This is a genomic window from Jiella soli (assembly GCF_020615385.1).
GTDB lineage: Bacteria > Pseudomonadota > Alphaproteobacteria > Rhizobiales > Rhizobiaceae > VKMB-3413.
Genome location: NZ_JAJAVB010000039.1, coordinates 123041 through 143356 on the forward strand (window position 1 = coordinate 123041; position 20316 = coordinate 143356).

18 protein-coding genes and 1 pseudogene are annotated in these 20316 nt (G+C 66.6%); 6 read left to right on the forward strand and 13 right to left on the reverse strand.

Going from position 1 to position 20316, the window contains the following annotated elements; translation table 11 throughout:
• Positions 1–23: 23 nt before the first annotated feature.
• From LH400_RS23325 to LH400_RS23355, 7 genes are all read right to left on the reverse strand, one after another.
• Complete coding sequence (locus LH400_RS23325; protein ID WP_229155864.1) at positions 24–1412, reverse strand: FAD/NAD(P)-dependent oxidoreductase; 1389 nt, start codon at positions 1410–1412, stop codon at positions 24–26.
• Positions 1409–1699, reverse strand: coding sequence for a (2Fe-2S)-binding protein (locus LH400_RS23330; protein ID WP_229155865.1), 291 nt, complete (start codon positions 1697–1699; stop codon positions 1409–1411). The genes LH400_RS23325 and LH400_RS23330 overlap by 4 nt, the downstream gene beginning before the upstream one ends.
• The gene (locus LH400_RS23335; RefSeq protein WP_229155866.1) at positions 1683–2792 is read right to left on the reverse strand and encodes an NAD(P)/FAD-dependent oxidoreductase; all 1110 of its coding nucleotides are present in this window, start codon (positions 2790–2792) and stop codon (positions 1683–1685) included. The genes LH400_RS23330 and LH400_RS23335 overlap by 17 nt, the downstream gene beginning before the upstream one ends.
• A complete protein-coding gene (locus LH400_RS23340; RefSeq protein ID WP_229155867.1) occupies positions 2792–3592 on the reverse strand; it encodes an ABC transporter permease in 801 nt (266 codons plus the stop codon). Before LH400_RS23340 ends, LH400_RS23335 begins: the two co-directional genes overlap by 1 nt.
• Positions 3589–4443: an ABC transporter permease gene (locus tag LH400_RS23345; protein ID WP_229155868.1), complete on the reverse strand. Its 855-nt coding sequence runs from the start codon at positions 4441–4443 to the stop codon at positions 3589–3591. Before LH400_RS23345 ends, LH400_RS23340 begins: the two co-directional genes overlap by 4 nt.
• Positions 4440–5495 (reverse strand): ABC transporter ATP-binding protein, encoded by a 1056-nt coding sequence (locus LH400_RS23350; protein WP_229155869.1) that lies wholly within the window; start codon positions 5493–5495, stop codon positions 4440–4442. The genes LH400_RS23345 and LH400_RS23350 overlap by 4 nt, the downstream gene beginning before the upstream one ends.
• Before the next feature lie 82 nt (positions 5496–5577).
• Positions 5578–6612, reverse strand: coding sequence for an ABC transporter substrate-binding protein (locus LH400_RS23355; RefSeq protein ID WP_229155870.1), 1035 nt, complete (start codon positions 6610–6612; stop codon positions 5578–5580).
• 113 nt (positions 6613–6725) lie between these two features.
• On the opposite strand from LH400_RS23355, the gene LH400_RS23360 reads away from it, so the two are divergent.
• Positions 6726–7637 (forward strand): LysR substrate-binding domain-containing protein, encoded by a 912-nt coding sequence (locus LH400_RS23360; protein ID WP_229155871.1) that lies wholly within the window; start codon positions 6726–6728, stop codon positions 7635–7637.
• 16 nt (positions 7638–7653) lie between these two features.
• Here LH400_RS23360 and LH400_RS23365 read toward each other — a convergent pair whose 3' ends face one another.
• The gene (locus LH400_RS23365) at positions 7654–8415 is read right to left on the reverse strand and encodes a LuxR family transcriptional regulator (RefSeq protein WP_229155872.1); all 762 of its coding nucleotides are present in this window, start codon (positions 8413–8415) and stop codon (positions 7654–7656) included.
• A gap of 178 nt (positions 8416–8593) precedes the next feature.
• Here LH400_RS23365 and LH400_RS23370 point away from each other — a divergent pair, with 178 nt between their 5' ends.
• The 5 genes and pseudogenes from LH400_RS23370 (at position 8594) to LH400_RS23395 (ending at position 14875) form a co-directional block, all read left to right on the forward strand.
• A complete protein-coding gene (locus LH400_RS23370) occupies positions 8594–9484 on the forward strand; it encodes a proline iminopeptidase-family hydrolase (protein ID WP_229155873.1) in 891 nt (296 codons plus the stop codon).
• Positions 9485–9518: 34 nt separating this feature from the next.
• A complete protein-coding gene (locus tag LH400_RS23375; protein ID WP_229155874.1) occupies positions 9519–10457 on the forward strand; it encodes an ABC transporter permease in 939 nt (312 codons plus the stop codon).
• A gap of 47 nt (positions 10458–10504) precedes the next feature.
• On the forward strand, positions 10505–11314 hold the full coding sequence (locus LH400_RS23380) for an ABC transporter permease (protein WP_229155971.1): 810 nt from the start codon (positions 10505–10507) through the stop codon (positions 11312–11314).
• Positions 11311–13364: pseudogene (locus tag LH400_RS26505) on the forward strand (dipeptide ABC transporter ATP-binding protein). Before LH400_RS23380 ends, LH400_RS26505 begins: the two are co-directional and overlap by 4 nt.
• Positions 13361–14875: an ABC transporter substrate-binding protein gene (locus LH400_RS23395; protein WP_229155876.1), complete on the forward strand. Its 1515-nt coding sequence runs from the start codon at positions 13361–13363 to the stop codon at positions 14873–14875. Before LH400_RS26505 ends, LH400_RS23395 begins: the two are co-directional and overlap by 4 nt.
• A gap of 158 nt (positions 14876–15033) precedes the next feature.
• On the opposite strand, the gene LH400_RS23400 is transcribed toward LH400_RS23395, so the two are convergent.
• From LH400_RS23400 to LH400_RS23420, 5 genes are all read right to left on the reverse strand, one after another.
• The gene (locus LH400_RS23400; RefSeq protein WP_229155877.1) at positions 15034–15948 is read right to left on the reverse strand and encodes a hydroxymethylglutaryl-CoA lyase; all 915 of its coding nucleotides are present in this window, start codon (positions 15946–15948) and stop codon (positions 15034–15036) included.
• Between the two features lie 48 nt (positions 15949–15996).
• Positions 15997–16503, reverse strand: coding sequence for a TRAP transporter small permease (locus LH400_RS23405; protein WP_229155878.1), 507 nt, complete (start codon positions 16501–16503; stop codon positions 15997–15999).
• Between the two features lie 63 nt (positions 16504–16566).
• Complete coding sequence (locus LH400_RS23410) at positions 16567–17604, reverse strand: TRAP transporter substrate-binding protein (RefSeq protein ID WP_229155879.1); 1038 nt, start codon at positions 17602–17604, stop codon at positions 16567–16569.
• 26 nt (positions 17605–17630) lie between these two features.
• Positions 17631–18929 carry a TRAP transporter large permease gene (locus LH400_RS23415; RefSeq protein ID WP_229155880.1) on the reverse strand — a complete coding sequence of 433 codons (1299 nt, stop codon included), beginning with the start codon at positions 18927–18929 and terminating at the stop codon, positions 17631–17633.
• 42 nt (positions 18930–18971) lie between these two features.
• Positions 18972–20162, reverse strand: a complete 1191-nt coding sequence (locus LH400_RS23420) for a CaiB/BaiF CoA transferase family protein (RefSeq protein ID WP_491014618.1) — start codon at positions 20160–20162, stop codon at positions 18972–18974.
• Between the last annotated feature and the right edge of the window lie 154 nt (positions 20163–20316).

Sequence of the window (20316 nt, forward strand, 5' to 3'; positions counted from 1 at the left end):
CCGTCCGGCCGCTCCGTGACCGGTTATTCGGCCGCTTCCCGCGGCGGCTCGCCGGCCTCGAAGGCAGCGAGTTCCGACAGGAGCAGCGGCTTCAGCGGCGGGCGGATGCGGTAATAGTCGACACTCGAGGGTTCCTCGCCCTTCGCCGCCGCGATGATCTCGCTGACGGCGAGACCGCACATGCGGCCCTGGCAGGGGCCCATGCCGGCCCGCAGGAAGGATTTCACCTGGTTCGGCCCCGGCGCACCGAGCGCCACCGCCTCGCGGATCTGGCCGGCGGTGATCTCCTCGCAGCGACAGACCAGCGTGCCGTCGGCCGGCGACAGGATGTCCTCGGAGGGCGCGTACAGCGCTTCGAGCAGCGGGCGCACCGCAGAATCACGGCGAAGCTCCGCCTGAAGCGTCTCCCGCCCTTTCGCGACGGACTTGCCGGCCTTCTCGGCGATCCGCATGGCGACGAGGCGGCCGCGCATCGCCGCCGACTTGGCTCCGCCGATCCCGGCACCGTCGCCGGCGACGAAGACGCCTGGAACGCTCGTCTCGAAATGCGCGTCGAGGACCGGCAGGAAGGCCCGCTGGCTGCGGTCGAAGCGATGCCGGCAATTGATCAGCCGGGTGATCTGCTGGTTCGGCACCACGCCCTGATGGAGCGCGACATGGGCGGTTTCGATGCGCTGCCGCATGCCCCCGCTGGTGAAGGCGACGGTGCGCGCTGCCGTCTCGCCCTCGATCACGATCTCTTCCGCGGCGCGATGGACCGGCACGCCGGCCCGCTTGACCGCCCGCATCATCGCAAAGCCCTTGGCGAGGTAGCGCCAGCCGGGCAGAGCCTTCGCAAGATGCTTCGCGGCCGCGCGGTAGCGGGCCTTCGGAACGGTCTCGACGATGGCCTTGGGAGGAGCGCCTGCGGCGATGAGCTGCGTCGCAGCCAGCCATAGCAGCGGGCCGGAGCCGACGAGGACGAGGTCCTCCATGACGACGCCGGAGGTCTTCAGGAGAATCTGCGCCGCCCCGACCGTCGTCACGCCCGGCAGTGTCCAGCCCGGCATCGGCGTCGGCCGCTCGATCGCGCCGGTCGCGACGACGATGTGCCCCGCCTCGACGCTGCGCGACCCTCCGTCCATCGAAAAGTCGATCTGCTTCTCGCTGTCGATGTTCCAGACGACGGCGCCTGGCAGGTACTCGGCCTTGGACGCGCGCAGCTCGGCCGCGAGATCGGCGCCCGTCTCGTAGTCCGACCCGAGAATGCCGCGGCGCCTTGCGTCGGCAGCCTCGATGTCGCGATAGATCTGGCCGCCGGGGCGGCACTGCTCGTCGAGGACGAGGGTCGACAGCCCGGCCCGGCTCGCTTCGGCCGCACAGGCCATGCCCGCCGGGCCGGCGCCGATGACGACGACGTCGTAGCGTCTCATGCCACCACCTCGTCCGCCGTCTGGCGCGTCACCGTGATGCCGGGCGCGGCCTCGATCATGCAGGCCTGGCGGTTCGGCACGCCGTCGATCTCGACCAGGCATTCGAAGCATACGCCCATCATGCAGAAAGGCCCGCGCGGCGCGCCGGACACCACGGACTGCCGAGTCGCCGTCTCGCCGGCCGCGATCAGCGCCGCGGCGATCGTGTCGCCGGCCCGAGCCGCGATCTCCCGGCCTTCGAAGGTGAAGCGGATCGTCTCGCCGCTCCCGTCAATTCGCTGGGGCATCGAATCTCCTTGCAGAAAAGGCGGCGAGATCCTCGTCCAGCGCGCCCTTCGCGATCATCGGCGCGAGCGCCAGTGCGTGGGAGCCGGCAAGCGTCACGCCGGAATGGCAGTTGACCGAGAAGACGCCGGGATGGGTCTCGGATTGCTGGTAGATCGGATAGCCGTCCGGGCTCATGATCCGCAGCGCCGCCCAGGAGCGGACGATCCTCAGATCCTTCAGGAACGGGAACATGCGGATCGCCCGGGCGGCGAGCTGCGCCATGACGTCGCTCGAGGAGGAGATGTCGAAGCCGACGTCCTCATGGCTGTCGCCGATCATGATCGAGCCTTCGCCGGTCTGGCGCACCACATGGGTCGGCATCGAAAGGCGCGGCCGGGTGCGCTCGGTGACGAGGATCTGGCCCTTGAGCGGCGCAATGGGGAGCCGGAGCCCGACGGTCTCGCCGAGCGGCTTGTTGCCGAGGCCGGCAGCGAGGACGACGCGGCCGGCGCGGAAGGTGCCGGCGGGCGTCGCCACCGCATAGCCCTCGCCGTCGCGGCTGATGTCCCGCGCGCCGGCGTCGGCGACGATGCGGCCGCCACGGCGCTTCAGCCCGTCATGGAGCGCACGCAGGAGATAGAGCGGGCTCGCGTGGCCGTCATGCTCGCAATAGGTGCCGCCCACCACGTCCGGCCCAAGGCCGGGCATCATGTCGTGCACCTCCTGCCGGTCGAGAATGCGGGCGCCGTAATTGGCGGCGCCGTGGACGTTGTGGAGCCGGGCGATCAGCGCCTTGCGCTTCTCCAGTTCCTCCTCGGACAGGCAGAAATGCAGGCCGCCGGGCTTCTCGTAGAAGGTCGAGACGCCCGTCTCCTCCTTCAGCATCGCGTCGAGTTCCGGCCACAGATCGGCGCTGCGCCGCGTCCAGATGGCATAGTCGGGATAGCCGTCGCCCTTCGACTGGACCCAGACGAGGCCGAAATTGCCCCGCGAGGCCCGGAAGGCGACGTCGCCCTCGTCGAGAACGGTGACCGCGAGGCCTTCCTTCGCCAAGCCATAGGCGGTCGCGGCGCCGACGAGGCCGCCGCCGATGACGATCGCATCGCTCTGCATCAGCGCGATCCTTCTCCGATGAGCAGACGGTCCAGCCCGTAGATCCGGTCGACGATCAGCATCAGCCCGACCGTGAACAGGATGGCCACCGTCGAGACCGAGGCGACCAACGGGTCGGTGGTCTGGGTGATGTGGGAAAACAGCTTGACGGGCAGCGTCGTCGTCGCCGGATTGACGATGAAGACGGTGACGGTCAGTTCGTCGAAGCTGGTGATGAAGGCGAGGACCCAGCCGCCGACGACGCCGGGGATGATCGCCGGCAGGGTGATCCGCCGGAAGACGGTCCATTCGCCGGCGCCGAGCGACGTGGCGGCCCTTGCGATCGAGGGGTCGAGACCGGTGACCGAGGCCAGCACGAGCCTCAGCACGAAGGGCACGATGATGACGACGTGGCAGAAGACGAGGCCCCAGAAGGTGCCGTTCAGCCCCATCATCGACAGGAAGCGCAGGAAGGCGATGCCCAGCACCACGGTCGGCACCGTCAGCGGCGAGAGGAACAGCGCCTGCAGCGCCTCGCGGCCGGCGAACCTGCCGCCGCCGATGGCGAGCGCCGCCGGAATGCAGACGACTGTCGCGATGGTGGCCGAGGCGACGCCGAGCTGAAGGCTGACGATCGCCGCGTCGATGAAGTCGGGATTGTCGAGGATTGCCTGGAACCAGCGCAGCGAGATGCCGCTCGGCGGGAACTCCAGGAAGCCTTCCGGCGTGAAGGCCACGCCGACGACGACCACCAGCGGCGCAAGCATGAAGGCGGCGAAGACGAAGCTGAAGAACTTGGCGAAGAGACCGTTCCGCGTCATTGGAATACCCCCGCGAAGCGCTTCTCGACCAGCCGGTTCCAGGCCACCATGATGGCGAGGACGGCAACGAGGAGGATGATCGCGATGGCGGCGCCGAGCGGCCAGTTCAGCGTGTTGAGGAACTCGTCGTAGACCGTCGTCGAGACCACCTTCACCCGCCGGCCGCCGAGGATCGCCGGCGTCGCAAACGCGCTGGCCGAGAGCGAGAAGACGATCAGCGATCCGGACAGGATGCCGGGCATCGCCTGCGGCAGGACGATCCGCCGGAAGACGGTGAAGGCCCCTGCCCCGAGCGACTCCGCGGCCCTCTCCGTCGCCGGGTCCTGGCGCTGCAGCGCCGCCCACACGGCGAGGATCATGAACGGCACCATGACGTGGACGAGCGCCAGCACGATGCCGCCGGAGGTGTACATCATCTTCAGCGGGCGATCGATCAGGTGGAGATTGCGCAGCGCCTCGTTGATGACGCCGTTGTTGCCGAGGAGGATCGCCCAGCCGAGGGTCCGCACCACCACCGAGATCAGCAGCGGGCCGAGCACGACGAGGATCATCACCGAGCGCCAGAACGGATGCATGCGGAGCATGAAATAGGCCTGCGGCGTGCCGATCAGCGCGCAGACCACGGTGGTTGCGAGCGCGATGAGGAAGGTGCGGCCGAAGATCTCGTAGAAATAGGAGTCGCTGAGGACATCGGCATAATTGCCGAGGCCGAAGGTCGGCTGGATGCCGCCGTAGAAGTCGAAGCTGTTGAAGGACAGGATCGCCGTCATGACGAGCGGCGTCACCAGCATCACCGCGAACAGGATGAGCGCGGGGGCGCTCAGGATCCAGGGGCGAGCGCCGGTCGTCATGCCGCCGGCTCCGCGAGGATGCGCAGATGCTCGGCCTGCCAGGCAAGATGCACGGTCTCGCCGAGTTCGGGCTCGCGGCGACCGCTGTTGCGGCGCACGACGAGGAGTTCGCCGAGCCCGGTCTCGACCTTGAACAGCCACTGGTCGCCGAGGAAAATCCGCTCGACGACGCGGCCGGCGACGATGCCGTCGGCCTCGCCGGCGAACTCGATCCGCTCGGGGCGGAGCGAGATCAGAACCGGGCCCGGCGCCTCGCCGGTATCGGGGGCCTCGAGGGTCAGGTCGCGGCAGCGCAGCCTGGTGCCGGTCGCGCCGTTTTCCAGATGCGCGGAGATCGCGTTGCTCTTGCCGAGGAAGGAGGAGACGAAGCCGTTGGCCGGCCGGTCGTAGGCATCGAAGGGCGAGGCCTCCTGGATCAGCCTGCCACCCTGCATCACCGCGATCCGGTCCGAGAGCGCCATCGCCTCGGACTGGTCGTGGGTGACGAGCAGCGTCGTGACCCCGGCCTCCTGCTGGATGCGCCGCAGCTCCAGCTGCATCTCCTCGCGCAACTTGGCGTCGAGGTTGGAGAGCGGTTCGTCGAGCAGAAGGAGCTCCGGCTCGATCACGAGCGCCCGAGCGAGCGCCACGCGCTGGCGCTGGCCGCCGGACATCTGGCGTGGATAGCGCTTGGACAGATGCGACAGGTGGACGAGGTCGAGCGTCGCAGCGATCCGCCGCTTGCGCTCCTCCGCCGGCACTTTTCGCATTTCCAGGCCGAAGCCGACATTCTCCTCGACCGTCATGTGCGGGAACAGCGCATAGGTCTGGAAGACGATGCCGAGCCCGCGGGCTCGCGCCGGGACCTGCGACAGGTCGCGGCCATTGAGGGCGATCGAGCCGCCGCTCGGCGTCTCGAACCCGGCGATCATCTGCAGCGTCGTGGTCTTGCCGCAGCCGGACGGTCCGAGCAGCGAGACGAACTCGCCCTTTTCCACCGACAGCGTAAAGCGATCGACCGCGACCGTCTCGCCGAAGCGCTTGGTCAGACCGCTGAGTTCGAGAATTGCCATTGTCGTTCGTTCAACCCGCCGAAGGATCGTCGGACGGAGGCGGCTCGCGGCCGCCCCCGTCGGGGCTAGGACGCCGAAGCACTCAGCGCTCGACCTCGCGGGCCCAGCGCTGGGTCCACTCCTGGCGGTTCGGGTTGATCGTGTCCCAGTCGACCGTCACCAGCTGGGAGATCTTCTCCGGGCCGTAGGGCAGCGTCTCGGCAAGCTCCGGCGGCAGCTTGGCGGTCTTGTTGACCGGTCCCGACCCCATCGCATCGCCGAGCTTCACCTGAATCTCGGGGTCGAGGAGATATTTGATGAAGTCCTGCGCGGCCTGCGGCGCGTCGCTTTCCACCACCGGGCAGGCCGCGAGCATCAGCGCCACGGCACCTTCCTTCGGATAGGCGAACTTCGCCGGAAAGCCGGTGTCGGCGAGCGACTTGGTGCGGCCCGAACCCCAGATCGACAGGGCGATCTCCTTCGACTGGAAGAGCTCCGACATCTTGCCCGAGGACGGCTCGAAGACGAGGACATTCGGCGCGACGTCGTCGGCCATCGCGGTGAAGCCGGGATCGATGTCCTTCTCGCCGCCGCCGTTGAGGCGGGCCATCATGACGAGGGTGTGGAGGCCGTAGGTGTTGGAGATCGGCGGGACCGACAGGATCTGCTCGAACTTCGGATCTTCGAGATCCTTCCAGCTCGACGGCGGCTCCCAGCCCTTCTCCTTGAACCAGTCGGCATTGTAGGTGAAGCCGGTGGCGACGAAGCCGATGCCGATCGAGTTCGGACCGATCTTGGCGAGGTCGTAAACGTCGTCCGATGCGACGTCCTTGTCGAGAGGCGCACAGAAGCCCAACGCGTCGGCCTGGTACATCGGGCCGTCGTCGAGGATGACCACGTCCAGTTCCTGGTTGCCCTTCTGAGCCTGGAGTCGGGCAAGGTTCTCGGTCGAGTTGCCGGCCACGAACTGGATCTTGACGTCGTGGGTCTTCTCGAACTGCGGGATGATCAGGTCCTTCATCAAGGTCTCGAAGGAGCCGCCATAGCCGCCGACCGTCAAGGTCTTGGTCTGCGCCTGGGCGCCGACGCATGCGAGGAGCGATCCCGCCGCAGCGAGCATGAGCATGTGTTTCTTCATGGAGATCCCTGCCGATGCCAGTTTTTGAGCAAGGCGATCCTTTAGGCATTTCATATTCCGGGCAAATGAAATTAAAGGATGGACTCATTCTAAACGGTAATGAGCCCCGCCTGATGACCCCGCTGAACTTCCGGCAGCTGAGCGCCTTCAACGCCGTGATGAAGGCCGGCTCGGTCACCGAGGCGGCCGAACGACTGTTCGTCACCCAGCCGGCGGTAACGAAGCTTCTCAAGGGCTTCGAGGAGTCCTGCGGCTTGTCGCTGTTCGAGCGGGGACAGGGGCGCCTGAAGCCGACCGCCGAGGCGCGCCAGCTTTTCGCAGAGACCGAGAAGCTGGAATCCGGCATGATGCGGATCTCGCGCCTGGCCGAATCGATCCGCAATCTGGAGCGGGGAGAGGTCTCGGCGGTGACCTTTCCGGCGCTGAGTATGCACATCGCGCCGCAGGCGGCGGCGGTTCTCCTGAAGCGGTCTCCCGACGTTCTGGTCCAGCTCTTCAGCCGCACCTCGCGCAGCATCGAGGACTCGATGATCACCGGGCGAGCCGACTTCGGGATCGGACTGCGCCCCTCGACCGCTCCGTCGCTCATCGCCGAGGAGTTCGAGGATCTCCATTTCGTTGCTGCGCTTCCCGCGCATCACCCTCTCGCCGTGAAGGACCATGTGAGCATCATGGATCTAGACGGCGAGCGCTTCATCGCGCTGGGACGCGATGATCTGTCCTACCCTCTCACCGAAGCCGCCTTCCAGCGGGTCGGCGCGCGTATGAACGCCGTTGCCGAGGTGCATATGGCCGACGCCGCCTGCGCCATGGTGGCGGCGGGGGCCGGCGTCGCCATCGTCCTGTCGATCACCCATGCCGGCACTGAGGACGATCGGCTTGCGTTCCGGCCGCTGCGCGAGCCGTTCGGGATGAAATCCTGGCTGATGACCCCGCGCGGCGAACCAATGTCCCTCCTTGCGACCAGCCTGCTCGACGAAATCCGGCACCAGATACGCCAGCTCCAGTTCCACGCGAAGGGCTAGTGTGCAGCGTGGCCGGTCAGCCGAGCAGCCGGTAATGGGCAGCACGCGCGATCATCTGGGCGCGGTTCGCCGCCGAGAGCTTTCGCGCGGCGGCATTGAGATGCATGACCACGGTCGGCACCGAGCGCGACAGCCGTAGCGAGATCTCCTTCGCCGACAGTCCCTCCGCCGCGAAGGCCACGCATTCGCGCTCGCGCGGTGTCAGATTGATCGGACGCGCCGAAAGGGTCTCCGGATCGAACAGCGGATAGATCTTCTCGTGCAGGACGTGGGCGAACAGGGTGAAATCCGCAACGCGCCGGGCGATCACATCCTCAAAGTCGCCGGCCGCGTCCTGTCTTATGCCCGTGACCACGGCACATTCGCCGTTCGGCATATGAACGGGGACGGACAGTCCGCAGGTGATCTTCATGTCGTGGACATAGTCGACGACGGGCGCGTGCTTGCCTTCCAGGATGCGGTTGAGCGGCGTCCGGTCGCCGACGCGATAGGACCAGACGAAGGGCAGATGCGAGCGGAACGCCAGCTGCTGCACCGGATCGATGTGGTAGAAGCCGTCGTCCCGCCAGACCTTCACCATGTCCGCCGGCAGATTCTGCATCGAGATGAAGGACGGCAGCGAGACCGATCCGTCGTGGTCGTATTTCACCGGGGTGAAATCGTAGAGCAGCGACGATAGCTCGAACCCTGCAAGGGCGTTCCTTGCAAGCCGCATCCGGGCATCGACATCAGCGCCGGCCGACAGGTAGCTATCGATATCCGCTATACCGGAAAACATCGACGGTCACTTCATCTGACTATTTTCGCGCCATGTTTACATCCTAGGCGCCGAGGTGCAAGACGAACTGCCGCGAACCTATCAAATCTGATAGCTGGCGCGCGTCCCTGCCCGGCCGCTAGGCTTCGTCCTCAAGCTCCGGCACAGGCTCGCCGGACAGCGAGCGAGGAGAGGCAGCGTGTGGCGTGAGATCGAACCGGATGAGACAAGGGACGTCGAGGTCGAAGGATACAAGGTCGTCACCTACAGCTTCGGCTCCGGCGACGACGTCGTCTTCTGTCTCAATGGCGGTCCGGGCCTGCCTTGCGACTATCTGCGCGATTCCCACTCCTGCCTGATCGACCATGGATACCGCGTCGTCGCCTTCGACCAGCTCGGCACCGGCAAGTCAGACCGGCCGACCGATCCGGCGCTGTGGACGATCACTCGCTATGTCGAGGAGGTCGAGACCGTGCGCCGGTCGCTCGGCCTCGGCAAAGTTCATCTCGTCGGGCAGTCCTGGGGCGGCTGGCTGTCGATCGAATACGCCCTCACCTATCCGGACGCGCTGAAGACGCTGGTCCTGGAAAACACCGCGGCCGACATTCCCCATCTCGTCTCGGAACTGGAGCGGCTGCGCGCCGCGCTCGGGCCGCAGACGGTGGCGATGATGCAGCGGCACGAGGCGGAGGGGACGCTCGACCATCCCGAGTACCAGGCCGCGATCACGCTCCTGAACTACCGCCATGTCTGCCGTCTCGCCGAGTGGCCGGCGCCTGTCCAGCGCTCGCTCGACGATTGGAACATGGGCCCGTACGGGACCATCCAGGGCCCGAACGAATTTCTCTATACGGGCAACCTCAAGGACTGGAACCGCATCCCGGACATGCACCGCATCACCGTTCCGACGCTGATCACCGTCGGTCAGCATGACGAGCTGACGCCCGCCTGCGCCGCCAGGATGAAGCATTCCCTGCCCGATGCCGAGCTGAAGGTCTTCCCGAATTCCAGCCACATGCCCTTCTTCGAGGAGCCGCAGGCCTTCTTCCCGGTGCTGGTCGACTTCCTGAAGCGGCGCGGCAACGGTTAGGGTCGCTTCATGACGCATCGAGGCTGATCAGGGAATGCACCGTTACCGCTTCGTCATCACACGCCCGCTGCAGCTCCTGCCGGTGCTCCTCGGCATCAGCATCATCACCTTCGTCCTGGTGCGTTCGATCCCGGGCGACCCGGCGAGGATCCTGCTCGGCACGCGCGCGACGGCCTCGGCCATCGCCCGCATCCGCGCCCAGTACGGCCTCGATGATCCCCTGTGGATGCAGTATCTCTACTTTCTCAAGAACCTCGCCAATGGCGAGATGGGCCGCTCGATCCTCTACAAGGTCGACGTCATCGGCCTGATCTTCGGCCGGCTGGAGCCGACCATTGTCCTCGTATTCGGCAGCGTCTTCCTCTCGCTGCTGCTCGCGGTTCCGCTGGCGACGCTGGCTGCGCGCAACCGGGGCGGCGCCGTCGACCACACCGTGCGGATGATCTCCACCGGTGGCCTCGGCCTGCCCTCCTTCTGGCTTGGCATCATGCTGATCATCCTGTTCAGCGTCCGGCTCGACCTGTTTCCGGTCTCGGGCTACGGCTCGACGCTCGCCGAAAAGGCGCACCACATGGTGCTGCCCTGCCTCACCATCGCGCTGTCGCTGTCGGCGGTCCTCACGCGCAGCCTCAGGGCGAGTCTGATCGCCGAGATGCAGTCGGACGCCTCGACCGCGGCACGGGCGAGAGGCCTGCCGGAAGCGATGGTGTTCCGCCGCCACGTCCTGCCGAACTCGCTGATCCCGACGCTCAACCTCCTCGCCGTGAACATCGGCTGGCTGATCGGCGGCACGGTCGTCGTCGAGAGCGTCTTCGCCATTCCCGGCATGGGCCAGCTCCTGATCCGGGCGATCTTCACGCGCGACTACATGGTGGTCCAGGGCGTCGCCATGGTGTTTGCCGTCGCTTCCGTCCTCGTCAACTTTCTCGCCGACGTCCTGACCGTGACGCTCGACCCGCGGGTGAAGCTGTGAGCGAGGCGGCCGCCGCAGCGCCCGGCCAGCCGGCGGCGCGACGCCGTCTGACCCGCGCCGTTCCGCAGCCGCTGCTCGTCGGCGGCGGCCTGCTTCTCTTCTTTCTGGTCCTGGCGGTCGGCGCGCCCGTCATCGCACCCTACGACCCGATCTATCAGGACGTCGCCGCACGGCTGACCGGGCCGAGCGCCGCGCATCCCTTCGGCACCGACAATTTCGGACGCGACATCCTTTCCCGGGTGATCTGGAGCGCGCGGATCGACCTGCAGATCGCCGTCCTCGGCGTCGTCTTCCCCTTCGTCATCGGCACGACGGCCGGCACCATCGCCGGCTATTTCGGCGGGCTGACCGACACCCTTTTCATGCGGCTCGTCGACATCATCCTCGCCTTCCCCTTCCTCGTCCTGATGCTGGCGATCATCGCCATCCTCGGTCCGGGGCTTGCGAGCTTCTACATCGCGATGGCGCTGGTCGGCTGGGTCTCCTATGCGCGGCTGATCCGGGCCCAGATCCTGGTCCTGCGCCAGAGCGACTTCGCGATGGCGGCCAAGAGCCTCGGCTTCTCGCATGTCAGGATCATGTTCCGGCATCTCCTGCCGAACGCGATGATCGGCTCGATCGTCTTCTCGATGTCCGACGCAGTGCTCGTGCTCTTGAACGGCGCGGCGATCAGCTATCTCGGGCTCGGCGTGCAGCCGCCGACGGCCGAATGGGGCATAATGGTCGCCGACGGCCAGGCCTTCATCTCCTCGGCCTGGTGGATCGCGACCTTTCCGGGCCTCGCCATCGTGCTCCTCGCCTTCGGCTTCAGCCTCCTCGCCGACGGTCTGGGCGAGAAGCTCGGGGTGCGCGCATGACCGCGCCGCTGCTAGAGGCGAAGGGGCTGACCGTGGTGGCGGAGACACCGACCGGCCGCCACCGCGTCGTCGACGGCGTCTCCTTCGACCTTGCCAGAGGCGAGATCCTCGGCCTCGTCGGCGAAAGCGGTTCGGGCAAGACCATGGCTTGCCGCGCGCTCTTGAAGCTCCTTCCGAGCCGGAGCCTGTCGATCCAGGCCGGCAGCGTGAGGCTGGACGGAAAGGAGATCCTGGATCTGCCGGACGCCGCCTTCCGCAAGATCCGCGGGGCACGGATCGGCATGATCTTCCAGAATCCTGCGAGCCATCTCGACCCCGTCATGACGATCGGCGACCAGATCGCCGAAAGCGTGCGCTTCCATCACGGCGGGGGACGCAAGTCCGCGACGGCGCGGGCGATCGAGCTCCTGCAGCAGGTCGGCATTCCCGATCCCGGCGAACGGGCCCGGGCCTTTCCGCACGAATTTTCCGGCGGCATGCGCCAGCGCGCGATGATCGCCCTCGCCCTCGCTCCGGACCCCGACGTCCTCATCGCCGACGAGCCGACGACGGCGCTCGACGTGACCGTCCAGGCGCAGATCCTGCGGCTTCTGAAGGAATTGCGCGACAGTCGGGGGCTCTCGATCGTCTTCATCACCCACGATCTCGGCGTGGTGGCGCAGCTCTGCGACCGGATCTGCGTTCTCTATGGCGGCCGGGTCTGCGAACTCGGCCCGAAGCGCGCGATCCTCAAGGACGCGCGACACCCCTACACGACCGGGCTGCTCGCCTGCCAGCCGGGACTGGCGAGCGGCGGCGGCCGGCTTGCAACGATCGCCGGCTATCCGCCGACGCTGGACCAGATGCCGCCCGGCTGCCGCTTCCACCCGCGCTGTCCGAACGCTCTCCTCGCCTGTGCAAAGGTCCAGCCGCCGCTCGAGACATTCGCGGGCGATCACGCCGCCGCCTGCCACAACCCGGTCGACGCCGCCCCGGCGCCGGTGACGGAGGACGCATGAGACCGCAAGCGCCGCTCGTGGAGACCGACGACGTGGTCCTGCATTTCCCGGTCTCCGGCGGCGGGCCGCTCGGCCTGTCGCGCCGCTTCGTGAAGGCCTTGAACGGTGTCTCGCTCACCGTGCGCCCCGGCGAGACGGTCGGGCTCGTCGGCGAGAGCGGATCCGGCAAGTCGACGCTCGGGCGGGCGCTGCTCGGGCTCGAACCCATCACCTCCGGCCATGTCGTTTTCGACGGCACGAGCGTCAGCGCCGGCAAGCGTCAGGATCTTGCGCGCCTGCGCCGCGAGACCGCGATGGTGTTCCAGGATCCGCTGAACGCGCTCAACCCGCGGCTGACCGCCGGCGAGGCGATCGCGGAGGTCCTGCGGGTCCACCGGAAAGTGCCGAAGGATGAAATCGCCGGGCGGGTCGACGAGCTCCTGACGCTGGTCGGGCTCGGCCCCTCACTCGCGCGCCGCAAGCCGCAGGCGCTCAGCGGCGGCCAGTGCCAGCGCGTCGGGATCGCGCGGGCGCTGGCGATCGAGCCGAAGCTGATCGTCGCCGACGAATGCGTCGCCGCACTCGACGTCTCGATCCAGGGGCAGATCATCAACCTCTTCATCGACCTGAAGGACCGGATGAAGCTGACGGTGGTCTTCATCGCCCACGACCTGGCGATCGTGCGACGGCTCTGCGACCGGGTGGCGGTGATGTATCTCGGCCGGATCGTCGAGGAAGGACCGACCGAGAAGGTCTTCTCGTCGCCGCGCCATCCCTACACCGCGGCACTGATCGAATCGATCCCGGAGATCGATCCAGACATTCCGCTGCCCGAAGCGCCGATGCAGGGCGAGCCGCCGAGCCCGATGAACCTGCCGCCCGGCTGTGCCTTCCACCCGCGTTGTCCCCATGCCCGCCAGCAGTGCCGCGCTGACCCGCCGCCAGAGCTGCGACGTCGCGACGACCATGGCTGGGCCTGCATCCTGGAACCCGGCGATCTGCCGCGCCCGCAGACGGCGGACCGGCTCCACCCCGCACCCCACCTTCAGTCCCCACAAGGAGAGCACCCATGAACCGAAGCCAATTGAAGCTTTTGACCGCGACGGCGCTAACCGTGCTGACGCTCGGAACGAGCATCGCCGAGGCCGCCGGCATCCTGACCATCGGACGGCGCGAGGATTCGACCACTTTCGATCCCATAGCGACGGCCCAGAACGTCGATTTCTGGGTCTTCGCCAACGTCTTCGACGTCCTCGTGCGCGTCGACAAGACCGGCACCAAGCTCGAGCCGGGCCTGGCCGAAAGCTGGACGGTCTCCGACGACAATCTGACCTATACGTTCAAGATGCGCGACGCCAAGTTCTCCGACGGATCGCCGATCACCTCCGAGGACGCGAAATACTCCCTCACCCGCATCCGCGACGACGAGCTTTCGCTCTGGGCCGATTCCTACAAGATCATCGAGGACATGCAGACACCGGACGCCAAGACGCTGGTCGTCAAGCTGGCGTCGCCTTCCGCGCCCTTCCTCTCGACGCTGGCGATGCCCGGCGCCTCGATCATCTCCAAGAAGGCCATGGAGGAGATGGGCGAGGAAGCCTATGCGCAGAAGCCGGTCGCTTCCGGAGCCTTCACCGTCAAGGACTGGCTTCGTGGTGACAGGGTCATCCTGGAGAAGAACCCGAACTTCTGGCAGGCCGACCGCGTGAAGCTCGACGGCGTCGAATGGCTCTCGATCCCCGATGACAACACCCGCATGCTCAACGTCCAGGCTGGCCAAATCGACGCGGCGATCTTCGTGCCGTTCTCCCGCGTCGCGCAATTGAAGCAGGATCCGGAGCTCAATGTCCTGCTCGAACCCTCGACCCGCGAAGACGCGCTGCTGATCAACCATTCGCATGGCGATCTCGGCAAGAAGGAAGTCCGCCAGGCCCTCGATCTCGCGACCGACAAGCAGGCGATCGTCGACGCCGTCACCTTCGGCATCGGCGAAGTGGCGAATTCCTACATTCCAAAGGGCGCGCTCTACTACTATGCCGACAATCTGCGCCGGCCCTACGACCCGGAGAAGGCCAAGCAGATCCTCAGCGATGCCGGTGTCTCCGACCTTTCGGTGACCTACCTCGTCAAGGCCGGCGACGAGGTCGACGAGCAGACCGCCGTGCTCCTCCAGCAGCAATATGCCAAGGCGGGGATCACGCTGAACATCCAGAAGATCGACGCCTCCCAGCAGTGGGACATGCTGGTCAACGGCGACTACGATATCGCGGTCGGCTACTGGACCAACGACATTCTCGACCCGGACCAGAAGACCACCTTCGTCCTCGGCAACGACACCAACATGAATTACATGACGCGTTACGACGATCCCGATCTAGCCAAGCTCGTCGCCGACGCCCGCGTCGAGATGGATCCGAAGAAGCGCGAAGAGATGTATGTCGAGATGCAGAAGCAGGCGAAGGAAGACGTCAACTGGGTCGACCTCTACTACAGCCCCTATATCAACGTGACCCGCAAGAACGTCGAGAACTTCTACCAGAACCCGCTCGGTCGCTTCTTCCTCGAAGACACCGTGAAAAAATGACGCCCTCAGGCAATGACGCGGGCCGATCGGCCCGCGTCATTGCCGCCGTCCTTCCGGATACCCGGAGGACGAGCTGATGCGACTGCTGCCGGGCTCCGCCGCCAACAGTCAAGACCGTCCGTGCCCGCAGTCTGACGCCGGCACCCGCGACGCGGCCGTTACAAAAGGGCGCGCTGGCGGGGCACGATCCGAAGATGGCTGGCCGTTTTGCCGCCAGGCAACGCCGCGACGCGGTCCGCGGCCGCCAGAAGCTTCGCGCGATCGATGCCGGTCGCGATCCCGCCCTCCTCGAAGGCGAAATGCAGGTCTTCGCTCGCCGTATTGCCGGTTGCGCCCGGTGCGAAGGGGCAGCCGCCGAGACCTGCTGCGGCCCCTTCGATGACGCAGACCCCGACCGAATGGGCAAACAGCGCGTTGGCGACACCCATGCCGAAGGTGTCGTGCCCGTGAAACGCCCAAACCGCATCGGTCGGCCCCTCTGCCATGGCCGTCTCGAAACGCCTTGCGACCGTCATCGGGTCGGCGCGGCCGGTCGTGTCGCAAAGTGCGAACTCCGCCTTCGGCGCGATCTCGAGCGCTTCGGCGAAGACGCGGCGGACATCGTCGAGCGGAACGGTTCCGGCGAAGGGGCAGTCGAAGGCGGTGGCGAGATCGACGCGGATCCCCTCGCCGTCGGTGCCGGATTCCGAGACGATCGCGCGAAGCTGATCGAGCGACTGGGCGACGGTCTGGCGGACATTGTTGAGATTGTGCGGCTCTGAGACGGAGACGACGAAGACGAGATCGCCATAGCCGGCTTCGAGCGCGAGACTCGCGCCTTTGGCGTTCGGCACGAGGACCGACAGTCGGGCGCCCTCGCGCCCTTTGAAATGCTCGGCGATCTTCGCCATGTCGGCCATCTGCGGGATCGCCTTGGGGCTGACGAAGGACCCGAGTTCCATGCGCGTCACGCCGGCGTCGAGTAGCATCTCGATCACGGCGATCTTCTCGTCTGTCGGAAGCGGCTCGGCGATCGACTGGAAGCCGTCGCGTGGCGCGACTTCCAGAAGCGTGACGGTGGTCTTGTGGCTCATGCGGTCTCCTTGCCGCTTCGATCGTCGAACGGGCTGCGCAGGAGGCTCTCAGACATGCGCGGCGCCGTCCGATCTCGGCTTTTCCGGCCTGACGATGTCGAGGGCGAATTGCAGCCCGAGCGCCCCGAATCCGATCGGGAACATGGAATACGGGATCCAGTTGGGCGTTCCGAAGGCCGAGGAGACCCGCTCGCCATAGGCCCAGGCATCGTGCGCCATCAGATATCCGCGCCATGTCAGGATGGCACAGAAGACGATGCCGATGACGCTGATCACTGCCCTCAGAATACGCCGGCGGAGCGGAGACAGGGCGTCGGGCAGGAGCGAGATCCCGATATGCTCGCCGCGGCGCTCGACGTCGGCGGCGCACATCAGCGCGAGATAGACGACGAGGAAGGAGTTGATCTCCAGGCTCCAGGAGGTCGGCGCCGCAAGGACGTAGCGCATCAGCGCATCGTATGTGACGGTCACCGCCATGAATGCGAGCGCCACCACCCCGCCCATCGCAAGAATGCGGGCGAGGCCGTCGATCGCCTTGATCACTGCCGACTTCATGGCCTCCTCCTCCTGAAAGCACGCGCCCTGTTCTGCTCCGGGCGCGCGCGGCCGATTGGGCCGTCAGCCGGCCTCACCCATGGCGAGGGCGATCGCCTTCTTGCCGACGTCGCCGCCGACCTCCGACACCCAGGCGTCGCGGACATTGACGCTGACCTCGGCGAATCGGTCGAGCATGGCCTGGTCGGGATCGATCACCTCGAGGCCGCCCTCCTTGAACTTCGGCCAGTACTGCTTGTCGAAATAGTCCTGGTTGGCGACCTTGGCGCTGTTCTCGTCGAACCATTTGGCGCCGTCGATCATCGCCGACTTCACCTCGTCGGACATCGCGTTCCAGCGATCCGTCTGCACGAAAATGCCGATGGCGAAGGCCGTGACCGGCACCTTCAGGACCTGCTTGACCTGCTCCTGGATCGAGCGGCCGTTGATGGTCGAGATGTTGGCGACCGCCGCGTCGACCGTGCCGCGCTGGAGCGCGAGATAGAGCTCGGACGACGGGATGCGCACGGAGGCGCCGCCGAAATCCTCGATCGCCTTGGTCGCCTCGAAGGAGACGACGCGGACCTTCTTGCCCTCGATCGCATCGAGATCGCGAATGCCGGGATCGCCGACCGACCAGATATATTCCGGCTCCATGATGCCGCCGCCCAGCGACAGGACGGTCAGCCCCTGCTTGTTCAGCTCCGAATTGATGAGCTCGAACAGCGGCGCGCCGCGCTTGAGGCGGTCGGGATTGTCGTAGAGCGGGCCCACGACGCCCGGCAGCCCCATCACGCCGAGGATCGGCAGCGAGCGGGTGATGTAGCTCGTGGTGTGGAACATGAAGTCGATGGTGCCGGCGCGCAGCGCTGGAAGCTGCTCGTCGGCCGAAAGAAGACGTCCGGAATCGTAGAAGTCGATCTCGACCGCGTCGGGCGCATTCTTGTTGACGTAATCGACGAAGCCCTGGGAGCCGTAGGCGAGATCGGCATAGGACGGCGGCAGGTAGGTGACGCCGGTCAGCTTCTGCGCGGCGAAAGCTGGGCTGGTGCGCAGGCCGAATGCGGCCCCCGCCGACAGGGCCGCGGTTCCGGCGAGAAAGTGTCTTCTGTCGAGTGTCATGTCGATGTTCCTCCCTTTTAGAACTGTTATCTGACGAGATTGGGCAACCACAGGCTGAGCGACGGGACCAGCACGAACAGCGCCAGCATCAGGAACTGGATGATCACGAAGGGCACCACCGACCGGATGATCTCCTCGATCCTCAGGCTCGGCACGACGGCCTTCAGCGTATAGAGATTGAGGCCGACCGGCGGCGTGATCACCGCGATCTCCAGGTTCATGACCAGGATGATGCCGAACCACAAAGGGTCGTAGCCGAGTGTCTTGACGAGCGGCAAAAGGATCGGTGTCGTCACCACGATCAGCGAGACGGCGTCGACCAGCATGCCGAGCCCGACGAGGATCAGCATGATCAGCATCAGGATCGCTTCCGGCGGCAGATCCGTACCGATCAGCGCTCCGCTGACCGCATCCGGTACGCGGACGAGGTTGAGATAATCGCCGAAGATCCGCGCGCAGCCCATGATGATCAGGATCGCGCCGGAGATGCGCGCGCTGGCACCGAGGACGCCGAGGACGCCGCGCCAGTCGAGGCAGCGAAAGATGCCGACGGCGATCAGGAACGCCCCCATCGCGCCAAAGGCGGCCGCCTCGCTGGGCGTCGCGATGCCGGAATAGATCGCGCCGAGGACGATCACGATCAGCACCATCGCATGCCAGATGCCGCCGAGCGCCCGCAGCCTTTCTCCCCAGCCATAGGCCACCCGTTCGGACCTCGGCGCATCCGCCGGATTGAGCAGCGCCCGGACATAGACATAGACGCAGAGCGCCAGGGCCAGGGCGATGCCGGGCACGATCCCTCCGATGAAGAGATCGGCGACCGAGACCGAGGAGACCGCGCCGTAGATGATCAGCGGCACGCTCGGCGGGATCAGCATGGCGAGCGCGCCCGAGGAGACGACGCTTCCCGCCGCCAGGGTGCGCGAATAGCCGCGCTCGAGCATTTGCGGCACGGCGATCGAGCCGACTGCGGCGACGCCGGCGATCGAGACGCCGCTGACGGCGCCGAACACCGCAGAAGCCCCAACCGTCGCGATCGCGAGGCCGCCGCGCAGCCATTGCAGCCAGATCACCGCGGCGCGAAACAGATTGGCTCCGACCGGCGTCGCGGCCAGGAAGTTGCCCATCAGCACGAAGAGCGGCAGGGCGAGCAGTTCGAAGCTGTTCAACTGGCCGAACAGCGATGTCGGTCCGAAGAAGAAGGCCATGGCGCCGCGCGCCATGTAGAGACCGATGAGGCCGGCGGCGCCGAGGGCCAGGAAGATCGGCGCGCCGAGCGCGATCAGGCCGAGCAGGACGAGGACGACGACGACTGGTTCGATCATCGCGTCCGCCCCGCCCCGGACGAGGCAAGGAGCGGCCGCCGGTCAGATGACATGGTTCGCCCTCAGGGCCGCGATCGCCGCACCGTCATAGCCCAGCCAGTCCGTCAGGACCGCCTCCGTATGCTCGCCGAGCTTCGGTCCGGTGCGCTCGATGCCTCCGGGCGAGGCCGATAGCTTGGGAAAGACGTTCTGCATCGCGACCTTGCCGATCTCCGGATCCTCCACCCGGGTGATCGACTCCCGCGCCTGGAAATGGCGGTCAGCCAGCATGTCCGGGGCCTTGTAGGTCAGCCCCGCCGGAACGCCGTTCTCGGCCAGCATCTCGACGATCTCGGCGGCGGCGTGCCCGGCCGACCATTTGGCAATGATCTCGTCGATCTCGGCCTGATTCCGTCCCCGGGCCCGGTGCGTGGAATAGCGCTCGTCTTCGGCGAGTTCCGGCTGGCCCATCACCTTGCAGAGCCGCTTGAACAGGCTGTCCTGGTTGGCGCCGATGATGACGGTCTCGCCGTCCCGGGTCGGATAGGCGTTGGACGGCGCGATGCCCGGCAGGAAGCTGCCGGAGCGCTCGCGCACATGGCCGCCGCCGTCATATTCGGAGATCACGCCTTCCATCACGGACAGCACGGCCTCGTAGATCGAGGCGTCGACGACCTGGCCCTCCCCGGTGCGGTGGCGATGCTGGAGCGCGAGCAGCGCTCCCTGGAAACCGCTCTGGCCCGCGAGCGAATCGCCGATCGAGATCCCGGCGCGCACCGGCGGCCGGTCCGGATAGCCGGCGATATAGCGCATCCCGCCCATCGCCTCGCAGACCGAGGCAAATCCGGCCCGGTCGGCATAGGGGCCGGTCTGGCCGAACCCGGTCACCCGCACCATGATCAGGCCGGGATTGGCGGCCTTCAGCACGTCATAGCCGAGCCCCCACTCCTCCATGCGTCCGACGCGGAAATTCTCGACCAGGATGTCGGCCTTCGCGGAGAGCTCCCGGACGACCGCTTGGGCCTCCGGCTTGCGCAGGTCGAGCGTCAGCGATTTCTTGCCCCGGGCGATCACCGGCCACCAGAGCGTATGTCCCGCCTCGTCCGTCCGGCCCCACTGGCGCATGGCGTCGCCGGTTTCCGGCGGCTCGATCTTGACGACCTCGGCGCCGAAATCGGCCAGAAGCTGGCCGCAGAACGGCCCGGCGATCAGCTGTCCCATTTCCAGGACGCGAATCCCTGTCAACGGCTTCACGATGTCCTCCCAGCCGGCGGCTCTCCTCCGTGCCGCCGAAACGCCGATCTGCCGACCCGCGTCCCTTCCCGCGAGCATTGGTCTCCTGTATCCAATTTGTCAAGTTGGGCGCCGTTCGCGCGACGTTGACGGCCAGAATGTATCCAATAGGGTC

Coding starts and splice junctions, on each gene's coding strand:
- LH400_RS23340 (WP_229155867.1), bottom strand. CDS start 3,592: ATGACGCGGAACGGTCTCTTCGCCAAGTTCTTCAGCTTCGTCTTCGCC.
- LH400_RS23400 (WP_229155877.1), bottom strand. CDS start 15,948: ATGAGCCACAAGACCACCGTCACGCTTCTGGAAGTCGCGCCACGCGAC.
- LH400_RS23345 (WP_229155868.1), bottom strand. CDS start 4,443: ATGACGACCGGCGCTCGCCCCTGGATCCTGAGCGCCCCCGCGCTCATC.
- LH400_RS23325 (WP_229155864.1), bottom strand. CDS start 1,412: ATGAGACGCTACGACGTCGTCGTCATCGGCGCCGGCCCGGCGGGCATG.
- LH400_RS23335 (WP_229155866.1), bottom strand. CDS start 2,792: ATGCAGAGCGATGCGATCGTCATCGGCGGCGGCCTCGTCGGCGCCGCG.
- LH400_RS23405 (WP_229155878.1), bottom strand. CDS start 16,503: ATGAAGTCGGCAGTGATCAAGGCGATCGACGGCCTCGCCCGCATTCTT.
- LH400_RS23350 (WP_229155869.1), bottom strand. CDS start 5,495: ATGGCAATTCTCGAACTCAGCGGTCTGACCAAGCGCTTCGGCGAGACG.
- LH400_RS23415 (WP_229155880.1), bottom strand. CDS start 18,929: ATGATCGAACCAGTCGTCGTCGTCCTCGTCCTGCTCGGCCTGATCGCG.
- LH400_RS23395 (WP_229155876.1), top strand. CDS start 13,361: ATGAACCGAAGCCAATTGAAGCTTTTGACCGCGACGGCGCTAACCGTG.
- LH400_RS23375 (WP_229155874.1), top strand. CDS start 9,519: ATGCACCGTTACCGCTTCGTCATCACACGCCCGCTGCAGCTCCTGCCG.
- LH400_RS23410 (WP_229155879.1), bottom strand. CDS start 17,604: ATGACACTCGACAGAAGACACTTTCTCGCCGGAACCGCGGCCCTGTCG.
- LH400_RS23365 (WP_229155872.1), bottom strand. CDS start 8,415: ATGTTTTCCGGTATAGCGGATATCGATAGCTACCTGTCGGCCGGCGCT.
- LH400_RS23330 (WP_229155865.1), bottom strand. CDS start 1,699: ATGCCCCAGCGAATTGACGGGAGCGGCGAGACGATCCGCTTCACCTTC.
- LH400_RS23355 (WP_229155870.1), bottom strand. CDS start 6,612: ATGAAGAAACACATGCTCATGCTCGCTGCGGCGGGATCGCTCCTCGCA.
- LH400_RS23360 (WP_229155871.1), top strand. CDS start 6,726: ATGACCCCGCTGAACTTCCGGCAGCTGAGCGCCTTCAACGCCGTGATG.